The 18,361-nt window shown below is 39.5% G+C and carries 15 protein-coding genes and 1 pseudogene; 13 read left to right on the top strand and 3 right to left on the bottom strand.

Annotated features, from left to right (window positions below; translation table 11 throughout):
• The first annotated feature begins 178 nt into the window (after positions 1 to 178).
• From ACS125_RS18345 to epmA, 5 genes are all read left to right on the top strand, one after another.
• Positions 179 to 2,587, top strand: a complete 2,409-nt coding sequence (locus tag ACS125_RS18345; RefSeq protein ID WP_443273748.1) for an FdhF/YdeP family oxidoreductase — start codon at positions 179 to 181, stop codon at positions 2,585 to 2,587.
• A gap of 78 nt (positions 2,588 to 2,665) precedes the next feature.
• Positions 2,666 to 3,451, top strand: a complete 786-nt coding sequence (fdhD, locus tag ACS125_RS18340; RefSeq protein WP_174731560.1) for a formate dehydrogenase accessory sulfurtransferase FdhD — start codon at positions 2,666 to 2,668, stop codon at positions 3,449 to 3,451.
• A 150-nt stretch (positions 3,452 to 3,601) separates the two neighbouring features.
• Positions 3,602 to 3,994, top strand: a complete 393-nt coding sequence (locus ACS125_RS18335) for a YkvA family protein (RefSeq protein WP_004790561.1) — start codon at positions 3,602 to 3,604, stop codon at positions 3,992 to 3,994.
• Positions 3,995 to 4,100: 106 nt separating this feature from the next.
• On the top strand, positions 4,101 to 5,168 hold the full coding sequence (locus tag ACS125_RS18330) for a 4-phosphoerythronate dehydrogenase (protein WP_443273745.1): 1,068 nt from the start codon (positions 4,101 to 4,103) through the stop codon (positions 5,166 to 5,168).
• Entirely contained in the window at positions 5,165 to 6,139 is a 975-nt protein-coding gene (epmA, locus tag ACS125_RS18325) for an EF-P lysine aminoacylase EpmA (protein ID WP_174744014.1), read from the top strand. The genes ACS125_RS18330 and epmA overlap by 4 nt, the downstream gene beginning before the upstream one ends.
• Positions 6,140 to 6,197: 58 nt before the next feature.
• Here the strand turns inward: epmA and ACS125_RS18320 are convergent, their stop codons facing one another.
• Positions 6,198 to 7,190, bottom strand: coding sequence for a Tim44 domain-containing protein (locus ACS125_RS18320; protein ID WP_443273743.1), 993 nt, complete (start codon positions 7,188 to 7,190; stop codon positions 6,198 to 6,200).
• 82 nt (positions 7,191 to 7,272) lie between these two features.
• Positions 7,273 to 8,661, bottom strand: a complete 1,389-nt coding sequence (radA, locus tag ACS125_RS18315; protein WP_004790569.1) for a DNA repair protein RadA — start codon at positions 8,659 to 8,661, stop codon at positions 7,273 to 7,275.
• A gap of 342 nt (positions 8,662 to 9,003) precedes the next feature.
• Here radA and ACS125_RS18310 point away from each other — a divergent pair, with 342 nt between their 5' ends.
• From ACS125_RS18310 to ACS125_RS18285, 6 genes are all read left to right on the top strand, one after another.
• Positions 9,004 to 10,497, top strand: a complete 1,494-nt coding sequence (locus tag ACS125_RS18310; RefSeq protein ID WP_004790571.1) for an alanine/glycine:cation symporter family protein — start codon at positions 9,004 to 9,006, stop codon at positions 10,495 to 10,497.
• A gap of 315 nt (positions 10,498 to 10,812) precedes the next feature.
• Positions 10,813 to 12,219, top strand: a complete 1,407-nt coding sequence (locus ACS125_RS18305; RefSeq protein ID WP_174731640.1) for an amino acid permease — start codon at positions 10,813 to 10,815, stop codon at positions 12,217 to 12,219.
• Positions 12,220 to 12,359: 140 nt separating this feature from the next.
• Entirely contained in the window at positions 12,360 to 12,581 is a 222-nt protein-coding gene (gene lptM / locus ACS125_RS18300) for an LPS translocon maturation chaperone LptM (protein WP_004790575.1), read from the top strand.
• A gap of 22 nt (positions 12,582 to 12,603) precedes the next feature.
• Positions 12,604 to 13,854 carry a diaminopimelate decarboxylase gene (gene lysA / locus ACS125_RS18295; RefSeq protein WP_238611875.1) on the top strand — a complete coding sequence of 417 codons (1,251 nt, stop codon included), beginning with the start codon at positions 12,604 to 12,606 and terminating at the stop codon, positions 13,852 to 13,854.
• Between the two features lie 5 nt (positions 13,855 to 13,859).
• Complete coding sequence (dapF, locus tag ACS125_RS18290) at positions 13,860 to 14,705, top strand: diaminopimelate epimerase (RefSeq protein ID WP_016140226.1); 846 nt, start codon at positions 13,860 to 13,862, stop codon at positions 14,703 to 14,705.
• Positions 14,706 to 14,805: 100 nt separating this feature from the next.
• Positions 14,806 to 15,411: an alpha/beta fold hydrolase gene (locus tag ACS125_RS18285; protein ID WP_443273739.1), complete on the top strand. Its 606-nt coding sequence runs from the start codon at positions 14,806 to 14,808 to the stop codon at positions 15,409 to 15,411.
• Between the two features lie 49 nt (positions 15,412 to 15,460).
• On the opposite strand, the pseudogene ACS125_RS18280 reads toward ACS125_RS18285, so the two are convergent.
• Positions 15,461 to 16,084: pseudogene (locus tag ACS125_RS18280) on the bottom strand (LysE family translocator).
• A 168-nt stretch (positions 16,085 to 16,252) separates the two neighbouring features.
• Between ACS125_RS18280 and xerA the strand changes: the two are divergent.
• On the top strand, positions 16,253 to 17,143 hold the full coding sequence (gene xerA / locus ACS125_RS18275) for a site-specific tyrosine recombinase/integron integrase (protein ID WP_174742225.1): 891 nt from the start codon (positions 16,253 to 16,255) through the stop codon (positions 17,141 to 17,143).
• Between the two features lie 461 nt (positions 17,144 to 17,604).
• The gene (locus tag ACS125_RS18270) at positions 17,605 to 18,354 is read left to right on the top strand and encodes an electron transfer flavoprotein subunit beta/FixA family protein (protein WP_443273737.1); all 750 of its coding nucleotides are present in this window, start codon (positions 17,605 to 17,607) and stop codon (positions 18,352 to 18,354) included.
• Positions 18,355 to 18,361 lie beyond the last annotated feature (7 nt).

Below are 18,361 nucleotides of genomic sequence, written 5' to 3'. Positions count from 1 at the left end.
TAAAAAATATGGCACATATTATAACGAGCGTTGAGGCTGCCTCTAAATATCATGAATAAGATAAAAGTGGATTTTTACTTATTTAAGATAAGTAGCAAAATGGCATAGATATAACCATAATTAAGTTGTGAATTTATTGCACCTATAGAATGTGTAAAAGTAATAAGAGGATGAAAAAGTGGATAATTCAGAAGAACAAAAGCATATTCAGGAAAATAACGGCTTTGCACGAATTGAACCCTATACTCATCCTGCGGGCGGGTGGGGAGCACTTCTTAGTGTCGCTCGTAACTTAAAGCGACAAGATATTTTAAAAAAAGGTTCAATTACCTTACTCAACATTAACCAGCCTACCGGGTTCGACTGTCCCGGTTGTGCTTGGCCAGAAAAGAAAGATGCTCATGCATTTAACTTCTGTGAAAATGGCGCAAAGGCAGTGGCTTTTGAAGCGACCAGTAAAACCGTTACTCCTGAATATTTTGCAGGTCACACTGTTAGTTGGTTATCAGAACAAAGTGACTTTTTTCTAGAAGACTTAGGTCGCTTGACCGACCCAGTTCGCTACGATGCTGCAACCGATAAATATGTCGCAATTTCATGGGATGAAGCATTTCAAATTATTGCTAAGCATTTACATGCCTTAGATCACCCAGACCAAGCTGCGTTTTATACCTCTGGCCGTGCCAGTAATGAAGCCGCATTTCTATATCAATTGTTTGTGCGAAGCTTTGGAACAAATAACTTCCCCGACTGTTCGAACATGTGCCATGAAACCACAAGCGTTGGGTTACTTGATTCGATCGGTTTAGGAAAGGGCACAGTCACCCTAGAAGACTTTGATTTAGCCGATGCAATTTTTAGTTTTGGGCATAATCCCGGAACTAACCATCCACGTATGTTAGGTACTTTACGTGAGGTGTCTAAACGTGGCGGTAACATTATTGCGATTAACCCGATTAAAGAGCGAGGCCTAGAGCGTTTCCAAGACCCACAAGCACCACTTGAAATGATGACTAACGGCAGTACCCCAATTAGTCGTTATTATTTCCAACCTAAAATTGGTGGTGACTATGCACTGATGTTAGGGATTTTAAAGCACCTAAATGAGTGGGATAAAAAAGCACTCGCTTCAGGTAAACCAAGTGTTTTTGACCGAAACTTTATTACGGTCAATACAATTGGTTTCGATGAAATGATTGCTGAGGTTGAAAAAACTGAATGGGAAGATATTTATAAACACTCGGGTCTATCACCAGAACATTTAGAAAAATTAGCCAAGCTCTTTTTAGAGTCTGAGCGTTCAATTTTCTGTTGGGGAATGGGTATTACTCAACACCGCCATGGAACAGCTAATGTACATATGTTGGCGAATTTATTGTTGGCTCGTGGGCAAATTGGCCGTCCAGGTGCAGGGCTATGTCCAGTTCGTGGACACAGTAATGTGCAAGGCGACCGAACCATGGGCATTAATGAGTTACCTAGCCCTAAATTACTCGACAACATTGACCGCGTGTTTGGGATTAAATCACCAAGAAAAAATGGGCATGGTGTGGTTGAAACCATTAAAGCTATGGCTGAAGGCGAGGTCAAAGTCTTCATCGGTCTAGGCGGAAACTTTGCAGTTGCGACGCCAGATACGCCGTATACCCAAGAAGCACTTAGAAAGTGTAATTTAACTGTTCATGTCGCAACCAAGTTAAATCGCAGTCATTTGGTTTGTGGTAAAGAGGCTCTGATTTTGCCATGTTTGGGCCGTACCGAAATTGATGAGCAGCTTCATGGTCCACAAGCCATTTCAGTCGAAGATTCGATGAGTAATATTCATTTGTCGGCTGGGCGTAATACCCCAATTTCTGAAAATATTTTATCTGAACCTGACATCGTGGCAAGAATGGCTGAAGCCGTGCTGCCAGACAGTAAGATCAAATGGAAATGGTACATTGAAAGTTATGACCGTATTCGTGACTCAATTGCTGAGGTTTTTGATGAGTTCCATGATTTTAATTTACGTGTCTATAACCCAGGTGGTTTCCATCTAGAGCACCCGGCTAATCAGCACATCTGGAACACAAAAAGTGGTAAAGCACAGTTTATGATTACACCACTGAGTGAAGTCTATGGTGATAAAGAAAATCAATATGCTGCCGCTTATACAGAGAGCAAAGTTTATACCTTAATGACCACTCGCTCTCACGATCAGTACAACACAACGCTATATGGCCTCGATGACCGTTACCGCGGAGTCTTTGGGCAGCGCCGTGTGTTATTTATGAACCAAGCCGATATTGATGAAGCTGGCTTTGAAGCAAATCAGTGGGTTGATATTGAAAGTGTTTTCTCAGATGGTGTTAAACGTATTGTGCATAGTTTCCGTATTGTGCCGTACAACATTCCACGTGGCAGTTTAGCTGCCTACTATCCAGAGACTAATCCTTTGGTGGCGTTAAGCAGTCATGATAAATATGCCAAGATTCCAGCTTCAAAAAGTGTTCCTGTGATTTTGCATGCTGGTGATGCACCTGCACACTTTAATTTGGCAACGGCAGTTGACCCTGAAGATGCAGATAAGAAAGTAAGTAACCTTTAAATTAACAGCGATATTAAAAATGTAATTCAAATAAATGGCGCTCTAAACAAGCGCCATTTCAAGATAAAGGAAATTATTTTGACACCACATTCTTATGGGGTTGAAACATTACAAGTAAAGCGGTTTAAGAAAACCGAATCTGAAAGTGTTTTAGATAATATTGTTCAAGAGCATCCGATTGCTTTGGTATATAACGGCATTTCTCATGCAGTGATGATGGCAACGCCTACCGATGTGAAAGTGTTCGCTAAAGGTTTTAGTCTGTCCGAAGGAATTTTAACAAGTTTAAAAGAGTTGTACGCCATTGAGATTTATGAAAGTGAATTGGGAATTGAAGTGAACATGACCATTTCATCTAGAGCATTTGCTGCGTTAAAAGAAAGGCGGCGTATGTTGGTGGGTCGTACAGGCTGTGGTTTATGTGGGATTGAAAGTTTGGAGCAGCTTCAGCTCGATATTTCTAAAATTACCATCGAACCTTCCAAAGAGTGGCTTGAACAAATTCCAGTCGCGATTTCTCAATTAAAAGATCAACAAAAAATTACTGCCTTAACAGGTGGCGCTCATGCCGCTGCTTGGGTGGTTCAAGGCAAAATCATGGCTTTGTTTGAAGATGTCGGCCGTCACAATGCCTTAGATAAATTGTTAGGTTATTTAGCTCAAGAAAACTACGACACCAGTTTAGGTTTTGTGGTTATGACCAGTCGTGCAAGCTACGAATTAATTCGTAAATGCGCTCAGCTTAATATTGGTTTATTGGCTTCAATTTCTGCCCCAACCAGTATGGCCATTCGGCTCGCAAAAATATCTGGCCTAACTTTAGCAAGCTTTTGTCGTGGAGATGATTTCGTTTTATACACATAAAGGTCATGCATCAAAATATTGATCAGATCAGCTCAAATGCTAAGAATGATCAAACACAATGGAAATATACATTTCTATTTTGCCTAATTTTAAGTTAAGTACGAACTTTATACTTTATGATCAGACTTATGTAGTTCAGAGTGTGTCCCAGTGGCTTGGTTACAGTCCTTAAAAGATTGGGCAAAACGTTTAAAAAAACAAATTATTATGCTTTGGTTTGCATCGAAGCATCCTCAAATGCCGATATTGCCTAAAATTTTGGCTGTGATTGCTGTTGCCTATGCTTTTAGCCCCATCGATTTAATTCCAGATTTTATTCCTATTTTAGGTTTTGTTGATGACGCTTTAATTTTGCCCATTCTTATTTGGTTAGCTGTTCGTTTTACGCCTAAGCAAGTCATTTTAGATGCAGAACAACAAGCTGATGAATGGCTAGAACAACAGGAGCGACGACCTCAAAATTATTTGGTCGCTGTGTTAATTATTTTAGTTTGGATAACGCTAGCAGTCATGGCTTATTTCTATTTTGGCGGTGGTTTGTAAGCCTTAAAAGTACAAGACATAGAATCGTGAATTTAAAGCCATTAACATTGTGCTTTGCTACAACTCAAAGGATAATAACGTTTTTATAAGCTTTGAGTTGCAGATAATGAAAATCGTCGCAGATGAAAATTTGGCATTTACCGATTACTTTTTTTCAGAGTTTGGCGATATTCAACACCATGCGGGACGCACCTTAACTCATGCAGATGTAAAAGATGCAGAAGCATTATTGGTTCGCTCAGTCACTGCTGTGAATGCAAGCTTAATCGAAAATACAGCATTAAAATATGTGGGTAGTGCCACAATCGGCACCGATCATTTAGACATTGCGGCTTTAGAAAAACAAGGAATTACATGGGCAAATGCGGCAGGTTGTAATGCGCAGGCAGTTGCTGAATATGTCATTACTGCTTTACTTAATTTAGATATGAACCTTTTAGAACAACAAGAAAAATTTACCCTAGGAATAGTAGGGCTTGGAAACGTAGGTAAGCGTTTGGCATATATGGCCCAGTTGCTTGGTTGGAATGTGATTGGCTTTGATCCATATGTGCAGTTAGATTCAATTAAAAATGTAAGTTTAGTAACTCTTTTGCAACAAGCTAATGCAATTTCAATTCATGTGCCTTTAACCAAAAATGGTGAACATGCGACGTATCATCTGTTTAATGAGCAAACGTTTGCTGCACTTCAACCGAACACGATTTTAATTAATAGTGCGCGTGGTCCAGTCGTGAAAGAAGCTGCTTTAATCGAAGATATTCAGCGTACCCAGCGTAAAGTGGTGCTTGATGTATTTGAGCATGAACCCGTCATATCTGAAGAGCTTATCGACATGTTGGCTTTGGCGACACCGCATATTGCAGGTTATAGCCTTGAAGGGAAGGCACGCGGTACGCAAATGATTTATGAAGCGTTCTGCCAAAAGTTCGGTTTTGATATAAATAAACGTTTTGAAACGCAGTTGCCTGCATGTGATGACTATTTTTCAGGAAATGATTTAAAGGCAGTGTTAAAGCAAAAATTAGCTCAGATTTATGATATTGCTCAAGATGATGCCAACATTCGTGTCTGTATTAAAGAGGGCAAAGTAGAGCAAAAAGCATTTGATTTATTACGTAAGAATTATCCGCTGCGCCGTGAATGGGCAGCACATGGAGGGCCGCAGGCATGAGTTTAAGTTATCAACCAACTTGTTCAATTGATGCCTTAAAAGCACGTGCTAAGCTCTATAACCAGATTCGTCAATTTTTTGCTGAACGTGATGTCATGGAAGTGGAAACACCGATTGTTTCACAAGCAGGTGTCACCGATGTGCATTTAGCGTCTGTTCAGGCTTTACGTCATATTAATGGCAAATTGCAAACTCAATATTTACAGACTTCTCCAGAGTTTGCCATGAAGCGTTTGTTGGCGAGTGGCAGTGGGCCGATTTATCAAATCTGTAAGGTTTTTCGAGACGATGAGCACGGGCGTAAACACAATAGTGAATTTACCATGCTCGAATGGTACCGCCCGGGTCTAGACTTAAAAGCATTAATGCATGAAACCGCCGATTTATTGCAGACTTGTTTGCAACATCGTTTTGGGGAAGTTCGTCCGTTTATTTTAAGTTATAAACATGCTTTTCAAGATCGCCTCGATATCAACCCTTTACAAGCGACATTGAAGCAACTCAAAGATACGGCAAATCGTGTGGGATTAAATCTTGATTTAGGCGATGACCGCCTAGCTTACATGGATTTATTATTTTCTCATTTTGTGGAGCCAAGTCTAGGGTTTGATGCGCCTGTCTTTTTAACTGACTTTCCACCAGAAATGGCGTCTTTAGCAAAAGTGAAAGTTGATGAAGATGGGGAAGAGGTCGCAGCACGTTTTGAGGTTTATATTGAAGGTCTAGAGCTTGCCAATGCTTACGATGAATTGCTCGATGCAGAGGTGTTACGTTCACGCTTTGAAGCAGACAATGCTGAGCGTGCTAAGCAAGGCCTTCATGTTATGCCTTTAGATGAACACTTGTTAGCAGCTTTGCCTCATATGCCAGAATGTTCAGGAATTGCTTTAGGTATAGACCGCTTACTCATGGTTGCAATGGATCAGGTCAAAATTGAAAAAGTCATTACATTCCCAGCAGAAATTGCTTAAAAACTGACAAATAAAAAAGCCACAATATTGTGGCTTTTTTATTGAGGGTTTATTTAGCTTAAGCTTGTTGAATACCAGCAACAACCCAGTCTTGCTGAGAACCAGCAGGTTTAACAAAGTGCCAGATTTCAGTAAATGGTTGCGGCAAGCTGTTTAAATCTTCACTCACAGTACCAGTGAAGCGTACGCTTACAACGTATTGACCATTTTCAGTTGCGCTGTCTACAACCATCGCATTCAGATTGCTAAATTCAGCAACGTCTTGATCTTGGTTTTCCATGATGTCGTTATACATAGAACTATAAAGTTCTGGTGTTAAGTAACGGCGAATTTCTTCAATGTTACTTGCAGTGTTCATCGACTGGATGTGATTAAAACGTTGACGTGCAATACGTAAGAAAGCAGCAGGTTCACTACCATCTGGAAGTTGATTGCCATTGCTCGTTGTTGCACCGCCAAAAGGAGCTTGGGTTGCTGCACCGCCACCAACAGATTGACCAAAGATATTTGTATTATCTCCAGCATTACGTGGTGTCGCTTGTGGTGCAGCAGAACGACCAAATGGGTTCTGACCGTCGTTATTTGGTGCGTAAGGATTATTAGCTGCTAATTTTTTTTTTGCGCCCAATTTGCGGAAAACAAAAAAGGCTAAAGCAGCTGCAAGTAATACCCAAAGCCAGCTAGGAATTCCACCTTTTTTCTCTTCTTGTTGGGCTTGAGCAGCTTGTTCATTTCCAGGTTGTGTTGCTTGCTGTTCAGTTGATGTTGATTTGTCATCAGCTAAAGCATTTGCTGCAACAGCACCTACGGCAGCACCAGCCACACCAGCCGCAACCATTGAACCAACACCAGGACCTGATCTTTGAGGTGCCGTAGCAGGTTGTTGAGCAGGAGTCACTTGACGAGGTTGTTGATAAGACTGGCTTGAAGTAGTAGAACGTGCCATACCGTGGCTTTTACCACCACCTGCACGTTTAGCTTCAGCAAGAGGAGAAATTGCTAAAGCAGCCATTAAAATACCGGTAATCAAGCCACGCTGGTGTACTTCCATAGGAAATTCCTGTTTAAAGTTAATTTATAATAGTATTTATGCAGGTATTTACTCTAAATTTCAACCTTAAAAGTATGTTTTTTTATGTCAATTCATCACTGAGTTGCATCGCTTCGGTCAACGCTTCATGCAAGCGGGCAACGGCAATGACTTGAACTCCTGGAATTGCTTTTTGCGGTGCATTACCTCTCGGTAAAATGACATATTTAAAGCCATGTTTTGCAGCTTCTTTTAAACGCTCTTGTCCGTTAGGAACTGGGCGAATTTCACCAGAAAGACCAACTTCACCAAAAACTGCAAGCTGTTGAGGCAACGCTTTAGTACGCAAACTTGAAGCACATGCTAATAAGACAGCCAAGTCAGAACCTGTTTCGGTAATTTTTAGGCCACCTACAATGTTGACATAAACGTCTTGTCCAGTAGTTTGAACACCGCCATGGCGATGCATTACAGCAAGCAGCATATTTAAACGGTTTTGCTCAAGACCCAATGCGACACGTCGTGGTTGACCTTGGGCATCATCTACTAAGGCTTGAACTTCAACTAACAGAGGGCGGGTTCCTTCACGGCTAATCATAACAATTGAACCAGGAATCGCTTCATCATAACGGCTTAAGAAAATAGCAGAAGGGTTGGCAACTTCACGCAAGCCTTTATCTGTCATGGCAAATACGCCAAGTTCGTTCACTGCACCAAAACGGTTTTTAACAGCACGAATCATTCGATAACGTGAGTCTGATTGACCTTCAAAGTAAAGTACACAATCCACCATATGTTCTAAAACACGTGGACCTGCCAGTGCACCTTCTTTGGTCACGTGCCCAACAAGAAATAGCGCCGTGCCACTATTTTTTGCATAGCGTGTAAGTAATGCCGCAGATTCACGAATTTGAGAAACACCACCCGGTGCCGATTGGAGTGTTTCGGTGTAAAGAGTTTGAATCGAATCTAAAATAGCAACCGCAGGCTTTTCTTGTTCTAAAACTTCACAAATTCGCTCAACACAGGTTTCGGCCATGGCTTTTAATTTGTCAGTTGGCAAATCAAGTCTTTGAGCACGAAGAGCAACCTGAGATAACGATTCTTCACCCGTAATATAAAGAGCAGAGCTTTTTGCACTTGCCATGTGGGTCGCTGTTTGTAACAGAATGGTCGATTTACCAATGCCCGGGTCACCGCCAATCAGTACGACTGAACCTGTAACTAAGCCTCCGCCAAGTACGCGATCAAATTCGCTGATACCGGTCTGTAAGCGTGTTTCATGCGAAACTGAAACTTTATTTAGTGTTGTAATATTCGCGACTTGACCTGCATAGCCTCCAATTTTTGGACGTGCGCGGTGAGCAGTGGTCGGCTCAAGTTTGACTTCAGTCAGAGAATTCCATTCACCACACTCTGAACATTGACCAGCCCATTTAAGATGATCGGCACCACATTGCTCGCAACGGTAAACAGTTTTGACTTTGCTCATAAAAAATTGAAATTTTGCTCGATATTATATAAATATAGTTCTTAGGAAGTTCTTCATTCTTGTTTCCTGAAATTTTCGTAAAAGATAATGAGGAAATTTGAAGGGTATTTCTAAGGAACTAGTAAGGGAAAGACGTCAAAAATAACACGATATAGGATTTTTACAAGTCAGATAGAGTTTGTTTTAAATGGATATAAAAATCTAATCGATCCCCAAGGAAGGTGTTTTTACTGATGTATGTATCTAACTGTTTATTATAGATATGGCATGGATATTGCTGAAGTGAAAAACGAACAAAATAATATGAGTATTGTATCTTAAAGATACAAAAGGTTGATATCTATGAGTGCAGCAGAAATTGTTGATTGGGTAAATAGCATAATTTGGAGTAAAGGGCTTATTTATCTGTGCTTAGGTGCAGGTTTATTTTTTTCTATTTTGACAAGGTTTGTTCAAGTACGCCAAATGAAGGAAATGGCTAGACTTTTAATAAAAGGTACTTCTTCAGAACAAGGGATTTCATCTTTTCAGGCTTTAGCGGTTTCATTATCAGGGCGAGTAGGTGTAGGTAATATTGCTGGTGTAGCGGCAGCAATTGGTTTCGGTGGACCTGGTGCTGTTTTTTGGATGTGGTTAGTTGCATTTTTAGGAGCAGGCACTGCATATGTAGAGTCAACTCTAGGGCAAATCTATAAAGTTGAATATCAAGGACAATATCGTGGTGGCCCTGCTTTTTATTTTGATAAAGGCTTAGGTCAGCGTTGGTTAGGCGTTGTGTTTGCTATAGCAGCGATTGTTTCTTGTGGTTTGTTCTTACCAGGGATCCAAGCAAATGCTGTGGGTAAGGCATTTACACAGATTACAGGTGAAGGAGCAATTATATTTGGCGATATTGGGTTATTTAAGCTTGTTGCACTTGTAGTCATTGTTGGTTTACTTGCTATCATTATTTTTGGTGGGATCAAACGAATTGCACGTTTTGCTGAATTTGTGGTTCCTTTCATGGCAGCTGGTTACATTTTAATGGCTGTCGTTATCGTTATTGCTAATATTCATGAATTACCTGGTGTAATTAAATTAATTTTTGAAGATGCTTTTTCTCCTATGGCAGGCCTTGGTGCTGCGATCGGTTGGGGCGTAAAACGTGGTGTTTATTCAAATGAGGCGGGACAAGGAACTGGTCCTCATGCCGCGGCTGCTGCAGAAGTTCAGCATCCTGCTCAGCAAGGTTTTGTACAAGCATTCTCCGTTTATGTAGATACTTTATTCGTATGCTCTGCAACAGCATTCATGATCTTAATTACCGGCAAATATAATGTGCAAGGAACATTAGAAGCTGGTCAATTCATTGTGCAACATGTTGGAGCTACTGTAGAAATAGGTTCTCCTGCATTTACCCAGATGGCAGTGAGCACAATGTTTGGTAATTTTGGTCAAATCTTTGTTGCTTTAGCGGTTTTCTTCTTTGCATTCACCACCATAGTTGCTTACTACTATATTGCTGAAACCAATATTACTTACCTAAGTTATATTACAAAATCTCCATCATTATTATTTGTGACCAAGTGCTTTATTATTTTATCAGTATCTTATGGGGTATTAAGTGCAACTGGCTATATATGGGGAATTGGCGATATCGGTGTAGGTTTAATGGCATGGATTAATATCGTTGGCATTATAGTGACTTATTTTGTTTGGAAACCAACGATTAAAGCACTAAAAGATTACGAGGAGCAGCAAAAAGCTGGAGTAAAAGAATTCACATTTGATCCTGTTAAATTAGGAATAAAAAATGCGACATTCTGGGAAGAAAGACTGAAGAATAAGCAAAAGTAAATTTTTAAAAGATTACTGTATTTTTTGTCTCTTCATCAAAAAGGCTACCTCATCGGTAGCCTTTTTATATAGGTTGGAGTTAAACAAGTGCGACAAAAGTTGACTTGATAGTCCGTTGTATTGCAGAAGGCTTGTGCGTATTATCGGCCCTAATTGTATGTAGCTTAAAGTCATTAGCAATACAGACAAATATTGGTTAGCTGAAAAGTTGTCAAAAAATATACATTTAAAAGATACCTGCAAATGGTGCGATATCGTCTTTTTGATTTGATTTTAGCTAACGGACTAAAAAAATTACTGGAGTGTATTTATAAAATGTCGAATCAAAATCTGAGCGAGCCTCATGAACAAGGTGAGCTCCATCGAAGCCTCTCCAATCGGCATTTACAGCTGATCGCGATTGGTGGTGCTATTGGTACCGGATTATTTATGGGATCAGGCAAAACAATTAGCCTCGCTGGTCCGTCGATCTTATTCATTTATTTGATTATTGGTGTGATGGTGTTTTTTGTCATGCGTGCGCTTGGCGAATTACTTCTTTCAAATCTTGCCTATAAATCATTTATTGACTTCACAACAGATTTAATCGGTCCATGGGCAGGTTATTTCGTCGGATGGACCTACTGGTTATGTTGGATTACGATTGGTATCGCCGATCTGTCTGCAATTATCTATTACTTACAGTTCTTCAATAATGGTCTGCCTTTCTCACCTGTCGAAGGGGCGATGATCAGTGTTGCGGCTATTGTATTTATTATGGGTTTGAACCTACTGACAGTACGTTTATTTGGTGAGTTAGAGTTCTGGTTTGCGCTCATTAAGATTCTTGCGATTATTATTTTAATTGCTGTGGGTCTATGGATGATTTTTACTGGCTTTACTTCGAGTACTGGTGAAGTTGCTTCATTTACTCATCTTTGGGCGAATGGTGGTTTCTTCCCAACAGGCGTACATGGTTTCTTAGCTGGTTTCCAGATTGCAATCTTTGCCTTCGTTGGTGTAGAACTTGTGGGAACAACAGCTGCCGAAACGAAAGATCCAGCCCGTAACTTACCAAAAGCAATTAACTCAATCCCAATTCGTATCATTATTTTCTATGTGTTCGCATTAATTATTGTAATGTCAGTAACACCATGGAATAAAATTGATCCGGCGATCAGTCCATTTGTAAACTTGTTTAGTCAAGCTGGTGTTGCAGCTGCAGCGATCTTGATGAACTTGGTGGTGTTGTCTTCAGTAATGTCATCAATGAACAGTGGCGTGTTTTCAACAAGCCGTATGTTGTTTGGTTTATCGCGTGAAGATCAGGGACCCAAAGCTTTTGGTAAATTGAATAGACGTGCGGTACCTGCAAATGCATTGTATTTTTCTGCTGCGTGTTTGCTGTTAGGTGCAGCATTACAGTATTTCGTACCCAATACCGTTGAAGCATTTACGCTCGCAACAACACTTTCAACGATTTTGTTCATTTGCGTGTGGTTACTTATTATCTGGAGTTATATCCGTTATTACACTACACGTCCTGAGCTACACGCAAAATCAACATTTAAATTGCCGGGCGGTCTATTTACATGTTGGATCACGATTATTTTTTTTATTGGTATGATTTACGTGTTGTCTTTAGAGCCAGATACGTTTAAAGCGCTTAAAGTCAGCCCAATTTGGTTTATTATCTTGATCATTGGTTATTTCTTCTTCTATAAACCGCGTCATAAAAAGTAATTAAATTTATTTAGTTATGATCAAACGCCGGCTGAAAAGCTGGCGTTTTTTATGCATATTGTTTTTCTCTTTAAGTTTACTCTTTAGCCGCCTGCATGATCACGGTATACTGCATCGAATTGTTTAAATCAGGTGCTCAGATGCGTCGTGTCATTTGCCTCATCAGTTTATTGAGCAGCAGTATTTTGCTAAGCGCTTGCGGTCAGTCAGGAGCATTACAGCTACCTTCTGATCCGAATTATGACAAACGCGCGAAATACTTGCTCTATCGTAATAAAGAACAGAAACAAGTTGTGCAACAGGATGAACAAGCTGATCAGCCAGTTGAATCATCAGCCCCAACCCAAACAACTTCACCTTAAGCTTTGAAATAAGGACACATTCATGAGTTTCACTCGCATTAATGGAGTATTGCACGCAGAGCAATGTTCTATGGAGCAGCTTGCGCAGCAATTTGGCACACCTTTGTATGTTTATTCAAAAGCAGCTTTTGAAAAACATTACTTAGATATGGATCGTGCTTTTGATTTTATTGATCATCAAATCTGTTTTGCGGTGAAGTCTAACTCAAATTTAGCTGTTCTTAATGTATTGGCAAAACTTGGTGCTGGTTTTGATATCGTATCAGGTGGTGAGCTTGCACGTGTTTTAAAAGCGGGTGGAGATGCATCTAAAGTTGTTTTTTCTGGCTTGGGTAAAACTGAAGCTGATATTGAAACATCGTTAAATGTAGGCATTGCTTGCTTTAATGTAGAGTCTTATGCCGAACTAGATCGTCTTCAAAAAGTTGCAGCTCGTCTAGGCAAAAAAGCGCCGATTTCCTTACGTGTAAATCCAGACGTAGATGCAAAAACACATCCTTATATTTCAACAGGCCTTAAAGAAAATAAATTTGGTATTCCAAGTGATACCGTTTATGAAACTTATCAATATGCGGCATCTTTACCAAACCTTGAAATCATTGGAATTGACTGCCACATTGGTTCGCAATTAACCGAGACTAAACCATTTGTTGATGCTTTAGATCGTGTCATGGTGATGATCGAAGAGTTGAAAAAACTTGGTATCAATCTTAAACATATTGATATCGGTGGTGGTTTAGGTGTTTGTTATAAAGATGAAACACCACCAAGTGTTGAAGAATATGCAAATTCAATGAAACCTGCTTTAGAAAAGCTAGGTCTCAAGGTTTATATGGAACCGGGCCGTAGCATTAGTGCAAATGCAGGTGTGCTTTTAACCAAAGTGGATTTACTCAAACCAACGAGCCATCGTAATTTTGCCATTATTGATGCAGCAATGAATGATTTAATTCGCCCTGCTTTATATGAAGCTTGGATGGATATCCAACCTGTGGTGCCAAGTTCAGATACTGAAGAAAAAACCTGGGATCTCGTGGGTGCAATCTGTGAGACAGGTGACTTCATTGGTAAAGATCGTTCATTGGCTTTAAAAGAAAATGACTTATTAGCTGTTCTTGGCGCTGGTGCTTATGGTTTTGTAATGAGTTCAAATTACAATACACGTGGACGTGCCGCAGAAGTGATGGTGACTGGCGATAAAGCTCATTTAATTCGTGAGCGTGAAACGGTTGAGTCGCTTTGGGAAAAAGAAAGTTTATTGCCTGAGGAGTAAATGAAATGTTGTTAGAATTTACTAAAATGCATGGCCTAGGTAATGACTTTATGGTGGTTGATCTAATCAGCCAACGTGCTTATTTAGATACAGAAACAATTCAACGCTTAGCTGATCGCCATTTCGGTATTGGTTTTGATCAGCTTTTAATTGTTGAACCACCTGATTTGCCGGAAGCAGATTTTAAATACCGTATTTTTAATGCTGATGGTTCTGAAGTTGAACAATGTGGTAACGGTGTGCGCTGTTTTGCTCGCTTTGTACATGAGCGTCATTTAACCACGAAAACTAGTATTACTGTTCAAACCAAAGCAGGGATTGTTAAACCTGAACTGGGGCAAAATGGTTGGGTTCGCGTGAATATGGGCTACCCGAAATTCTTGCCGAATGAAATTCCATTTATTGCTGAACAACCTGAAGCTTTATATACACTTGAGTTAGCCAACGACCAAAACATCAGTATTGATGTGGTCAATATGGGCAATCCTCACGCTGTAACGATTGTTCCAGATGTACTCACAGCAGATGTTGCTGGCATTGGTCCACAAGTTGAGTCACATAAACGTTTCCCTGAGCGTGTGAATGCTGGCTTTATGCAAATCATTGATGAAAAGCATGTACGTTTACGTGTATTTGAACGCGGTGTAGGTGAAACCCTTGCATGTGGCACAGGGGCTTGTGCTGCTGCGGTAAGTGGTATGCGCCGTGGTTTACTTGCTAACTCAGTTGAAGTTGAACTTGCTGGTGGTAAGCTACAAATCGAATGGCAAGAAGGCGATGTGGTCTGGATGACTGGTCCAACAACTCATGTATATGATGGGCGTTTGGATTTACGTTATTTCCAAGGTTAATCGCGTAACCTAAAAAGAAGCCTCTTTCATCAGCTAAAGTGATAAAAGAGGCTTTCTTTATATGTAGAATAATTTTTTAATTTTATTACTTTATAAAAATATGAATAATTTAATTTTCTTACCCGGTGCATCAGGCAGTACGACATTTTGGCATCCCTTAATTGAAAAATTACCTCCGCATTACCGTACAAAAAATATTGGTTATCCAGGCTTTGGAGATACACCAGAATCTGTAGGTATTAAAAATTTTAAAGACCTAACAAATCATGTGGTTGATCAAATTAATGAAGAATCTGTAATTGTTGCGCAATCTATGGGTGGCATTTTTGCTGTTTCGGCAGCATTGCAAAAACCTCAGCTGGTGAAAGGGCAGGTTTTGATTGCAACTTCTGGTGGAATCAACCTTGAAAGATTTAATGTGCAAGACTGGCGAGAAGCATATCGCCAAGCATTTTTAAAATATCCAGATTGGTTTATCACTACTAATGCCAACTACGAAGAGTTTTTATCAGATATAAACATTGAAACTTTATTAATCTGGGGCGATGACGATCCAGTAAGCCCCGTTCAGGTAGGTCAATATTTAAATCAAAAGTTTGAAAAATCGACGTTATATGTTGTGAAAGGTGGCGACCATCAATTAGCAGAAAAACATGCCGATGAAGTTTCAGTTCAAATAAAAATCTACTTAGAAAAACTAACATAAGTTTTTAAGTTTTATTTAGCGTGCTATCTATCAGCACGCTTTTTAAAATTTATCTTTTACTCAAAGCCAATTTCAAAGCAAACAACACAAAAATACTGCCTGTAATTCGGTCCATATATTTCACAAATTTGGGTTGCTTAAGATAACGTGACAGTGGCTGCATAGCCAAAATTAATAAAATTGACTATAAGGTTCCAATGACGACATGAATCATCACAAGCCCCATAATCCAAGTGACAGCCGATGCTTGTGGTGGAATAAATTGTGGAAGAAATGAAATATAAAAAATACCAACTTTGGGATTAAGTAAGTTACCCAAAAAACCGTTAATAAACCAATTCTGTGAAGAAGGGACATTTGAGTTGCTTTCTTGCATATCTGCAAGTTGGCTACGCGGTTTTAAAATCATATTCAAACCTAACCATGCTAGATAAGCTGCTCCCATCCATTTCAGAATATTAAAAGCGAGATCAGATGCCATGAGCAAAGCACCTAGACCACATGCAACCACAATTCCCCATACAATACAGCCAAGGCTAATGCCGACCGCTGCTTGAAACGCTTTCGATTTACCTTCAAGCGTTGCTGTACGAATAATTAAAGTCGTATCTAAACCAGGGGTCAGTGTAAGTAAGGTAATCGCAATTAAATAAGGAATGAGTATGGTGATCATGGCAGCAAGGTCCAATGAATACTTGGTTTAAATTGTAATATATAAATTAGATCAGCATTAGGTTGTGCGGTATTAAATTTCCTGAACAACTACTTTTTGATACACTGAAAAAATAAAATGAGCAAATAAATGGAGAGCAATTTGGATTTTGGATTACAGCTGCTCTCAATGTGGTTAAAAGAAAGAAAAATTCAGAACCAGTCTGAGCATACAATTACAGCTTATGAAAGAGATGTTAAAAGCTTTCTTGAGTTCTGTGAGCTCAAACAAATTGATTTAAGAAATATTGAAGCTTCAGATTTACGTGAATATTTGGCCCAGCGTGTTGAGCAGGATCAGTTAAGTTCAAGCAGTATGCAGCGTCATCTCACGTCAATTCGCCAGTTTATGAAATGGGCTGAACAAGGAAAATATCTTGAAATTAACCCTACTGATGACTTTAAGTTAAAACGTCAGCCTAGACCCTTGCCGGGTATGATCGACATAGAAACGGTTAATCAGATTTTAGATCAGCCTGTGCCTGAAAAACCAATTGATCAGCAATTGTGGTTACGTGATAAAGCCATGCTCGAGTTACTTTACTCAAGTGGTTTGCGTCTGGCTGAACTGCAAGGTTTAACAATTAAAGATATCGATTTTAACCGTCAACTGGTACGTATTACAGGTAAAGGAAATAAAACCCGGATTGTACCATTTGGGAAAAAGGCGAAAGAAAGCCTATTGAATTGGCTGAAAATTTACAAAATCTGGAAAGGCCATTTTGATCAAAATGCTTTTGTTTTTATTTCTCAAAGAGGTGGTGTGTTAACTCCACGGCAAATTGAAAAGCGTGTAAAGCTTCAAGCGCAAAGAGCAGGTGTAAATGTCGATTTACATCCTCATTTATTACGGCATTGTTTTGCTAGCCATATGTTATCAAGTAGTGGTGATTTGCGATCAGTACAAGAAATGTTAGGCCACAGTAATTTGTCTACGACACAAATTTATACGCATATCGATTTTGATCATTTGGCGCAAGTCTATGATCAAGCTCATCCGAGAGCACAAAAGAATGAATAGATTTAAGAACGATCTTAATAATAAAGTTGATTAAAATGGCAAGTCTTATACGAATGTAGACATCATTTGTATTTTTTTAGAAATTTGTTTAAGAGAAATAGGGGAAATAGTCAAATTGACCATTTTGATCTTGAGATATTTTGTCGGTACCCCTGAGTCAAAAACATCTAATCTCGATTATTTTAAGGCGATCTTATGTTTCTGACTAATAAGCTAAATAAGATAAAAAGATAATAAAAATCAATATATAAAATAGAGTGCAAAAAGAACGAAATAGCACCGAATAAGGCATAATATTTTTTTTATGAACTGATGGTTTCATTTTTTTTGTGCTGTTCTGGAAAATTGTGACTTGACCGAAATGCCAAACACATTGCAAGATAGGGTACCTAAAAAATTTTAATTGAAGAGTTAATATACTTTTCTCAACATTTACTTTTGCTAGAACAGCCGAGGATTACATGAAGGCTCTTGTTGCTGTAAAACGCGTGGTTGATGCCAACGTCAAAGTTCGTGTTAAGCCGGACAATAGTGGGGTTGACCTAACTAACGTTAAAATGTCAATTAACCCATTTTGTGAAATCGCAGTGGAAGAAGCGGTTCGCTTAAAAGAAAAAGGAACAGTATCAGAAATCGTTGTTGTTTCTGTAGGTCCTAAAGAAGCTCAAGAACAAATCCGTTCTGCAATGGCTTTGGGTGCAGACCGCGGTATTTTAGTTGAAACCACTGATGAAATTGGCGCTTTAGAAGTTGCTAAAATTTTAAAAGGTGTTGTTGATGCTGAAAAACCAGAACTTATCCTTCTTGGTAAACAAGCAATTGATGATGACTCTAACCAAGTAGGTCAAATGCTTGGCGCATTATTAGGTGCGGGCCAAGGTACATTCGCTTCTGAAGTGAAAGTTGATGGCGGCAAAGTACAAGTAACTCGTGAAGTTGACGGTGGTTTACAAACTGTTGAACTGGCACTTCCTGCAATCATTACAACTGACTTGCGTTTGAATGAGCCACGTTATGCAGCATTGCCTAACATCATGAAAGCTCGTAAGAAGCCACTTGATACTAAAGCTCCTGCTGATTATGGCGTTACAGCTGGTACTAAGCTTAAAACTGTTAAAGTTGAAGCTCCAGCAGAACGTAAAGCTGGCGTACAAGTGAAATCTGTAGATGAGCTTGTTGAAAAATTGAAAAATGAAGCGAAAGTGATCTAATACGGAA

The organism is Acinetobacter sp. PFS20 (assembly GCF_052261015.1).
Lineage (GTDB): Bacteria > Pseudomonadota > Gammaproteobacteria > Pseudomonadales > Moraxellaceae > Acinetobacter.
Note: the sequence above shows the minus strand (reverse complement) of the source record. Positions and strands in the feature narration are given on the sequence as shown.

Bases quoted from the DNA above. Each gene is read 5' to 3' on its own strand.
- dapF (WP_016140226.1), top strand. From the start codon at position 13,860: ATGTTGTTAGAATTTACTAAAATGCATGGCCTAGGTAATGACTTTATG.
- radA (WP_004790569.1), bottom strand. From the start codon at position 8,661: ATGAGCAAAGTCAAAACTGTTTACCGTTGCGAGCAATGTGGTGCCGAT.
- ACS125_RS18330 (WP_443273745.1), top strand. From the start codon at position 4,101: ATGAAAATCGTCGCAGATGAAAATTTGGCATTTACCGATTACTTTTTT.
- xerA (WP_174742225.1), top strand. From the start codon at position 16,253: ATGTGGTTAAAAGAAAGAAAAATTCAGAACCAGTCTGAGCATACAATT.
- ACS125_RS18310 (WP_004790571.1), top strand. From the start codon at position 9,004: ATGAGTGCAGCAGAAATTGTTGATTGGGTAAATAGCATAATTTGGAGT.
- ACS125_RS18285 (WP_443273739.1), top strand. From the start codon at position 14,806: ATGAATAATTTAATTTTCTTACCCGGTGCATCAGGCAGTACGACATTT.
- ACS125_RS18320 (WP_443273743.1), bottom strand. From the start codon at position 7,190: ATGGAAGTACACCAGCGTGGCTTGATTACCGGTATTTTAATGGCTGCT.
- lptM (WP_004790575.1), top strand. From the start codon at position 12,360: ATGCGTCGTGTCATTTGCCTCATCAGTTTATTGAGCAGCAGTATTTTG.
- epmA (WP_174744014.1), top strand. From the start codon at position 5,165: ATGAGTTTAAGTTATCAACCAACTTGTTCAATTGATGCCTTAAAAGCA.
- lysA (WP_238611875.1), top strand. From the start codon at position 12,604: ATGAGTTTCACTCGCATTAATGGAGTATTGCACGCAGAGCAATGTTCT.
- ACS125_RS18305 (WP_174731640.1), top strand. From the start codon at position 10,813: ATGTCGAATCAAAATCTGAGCGAGCCTCATGAACAAGGTGAGCTCCAT.
- ACS125_RS18270 (WP_443273737.1), top strand. From the start codon at position 17,605: ATGAAGGCTCTTGTTGCTGTAAAACGCGTGGTTGATGCCAACGTCAAA.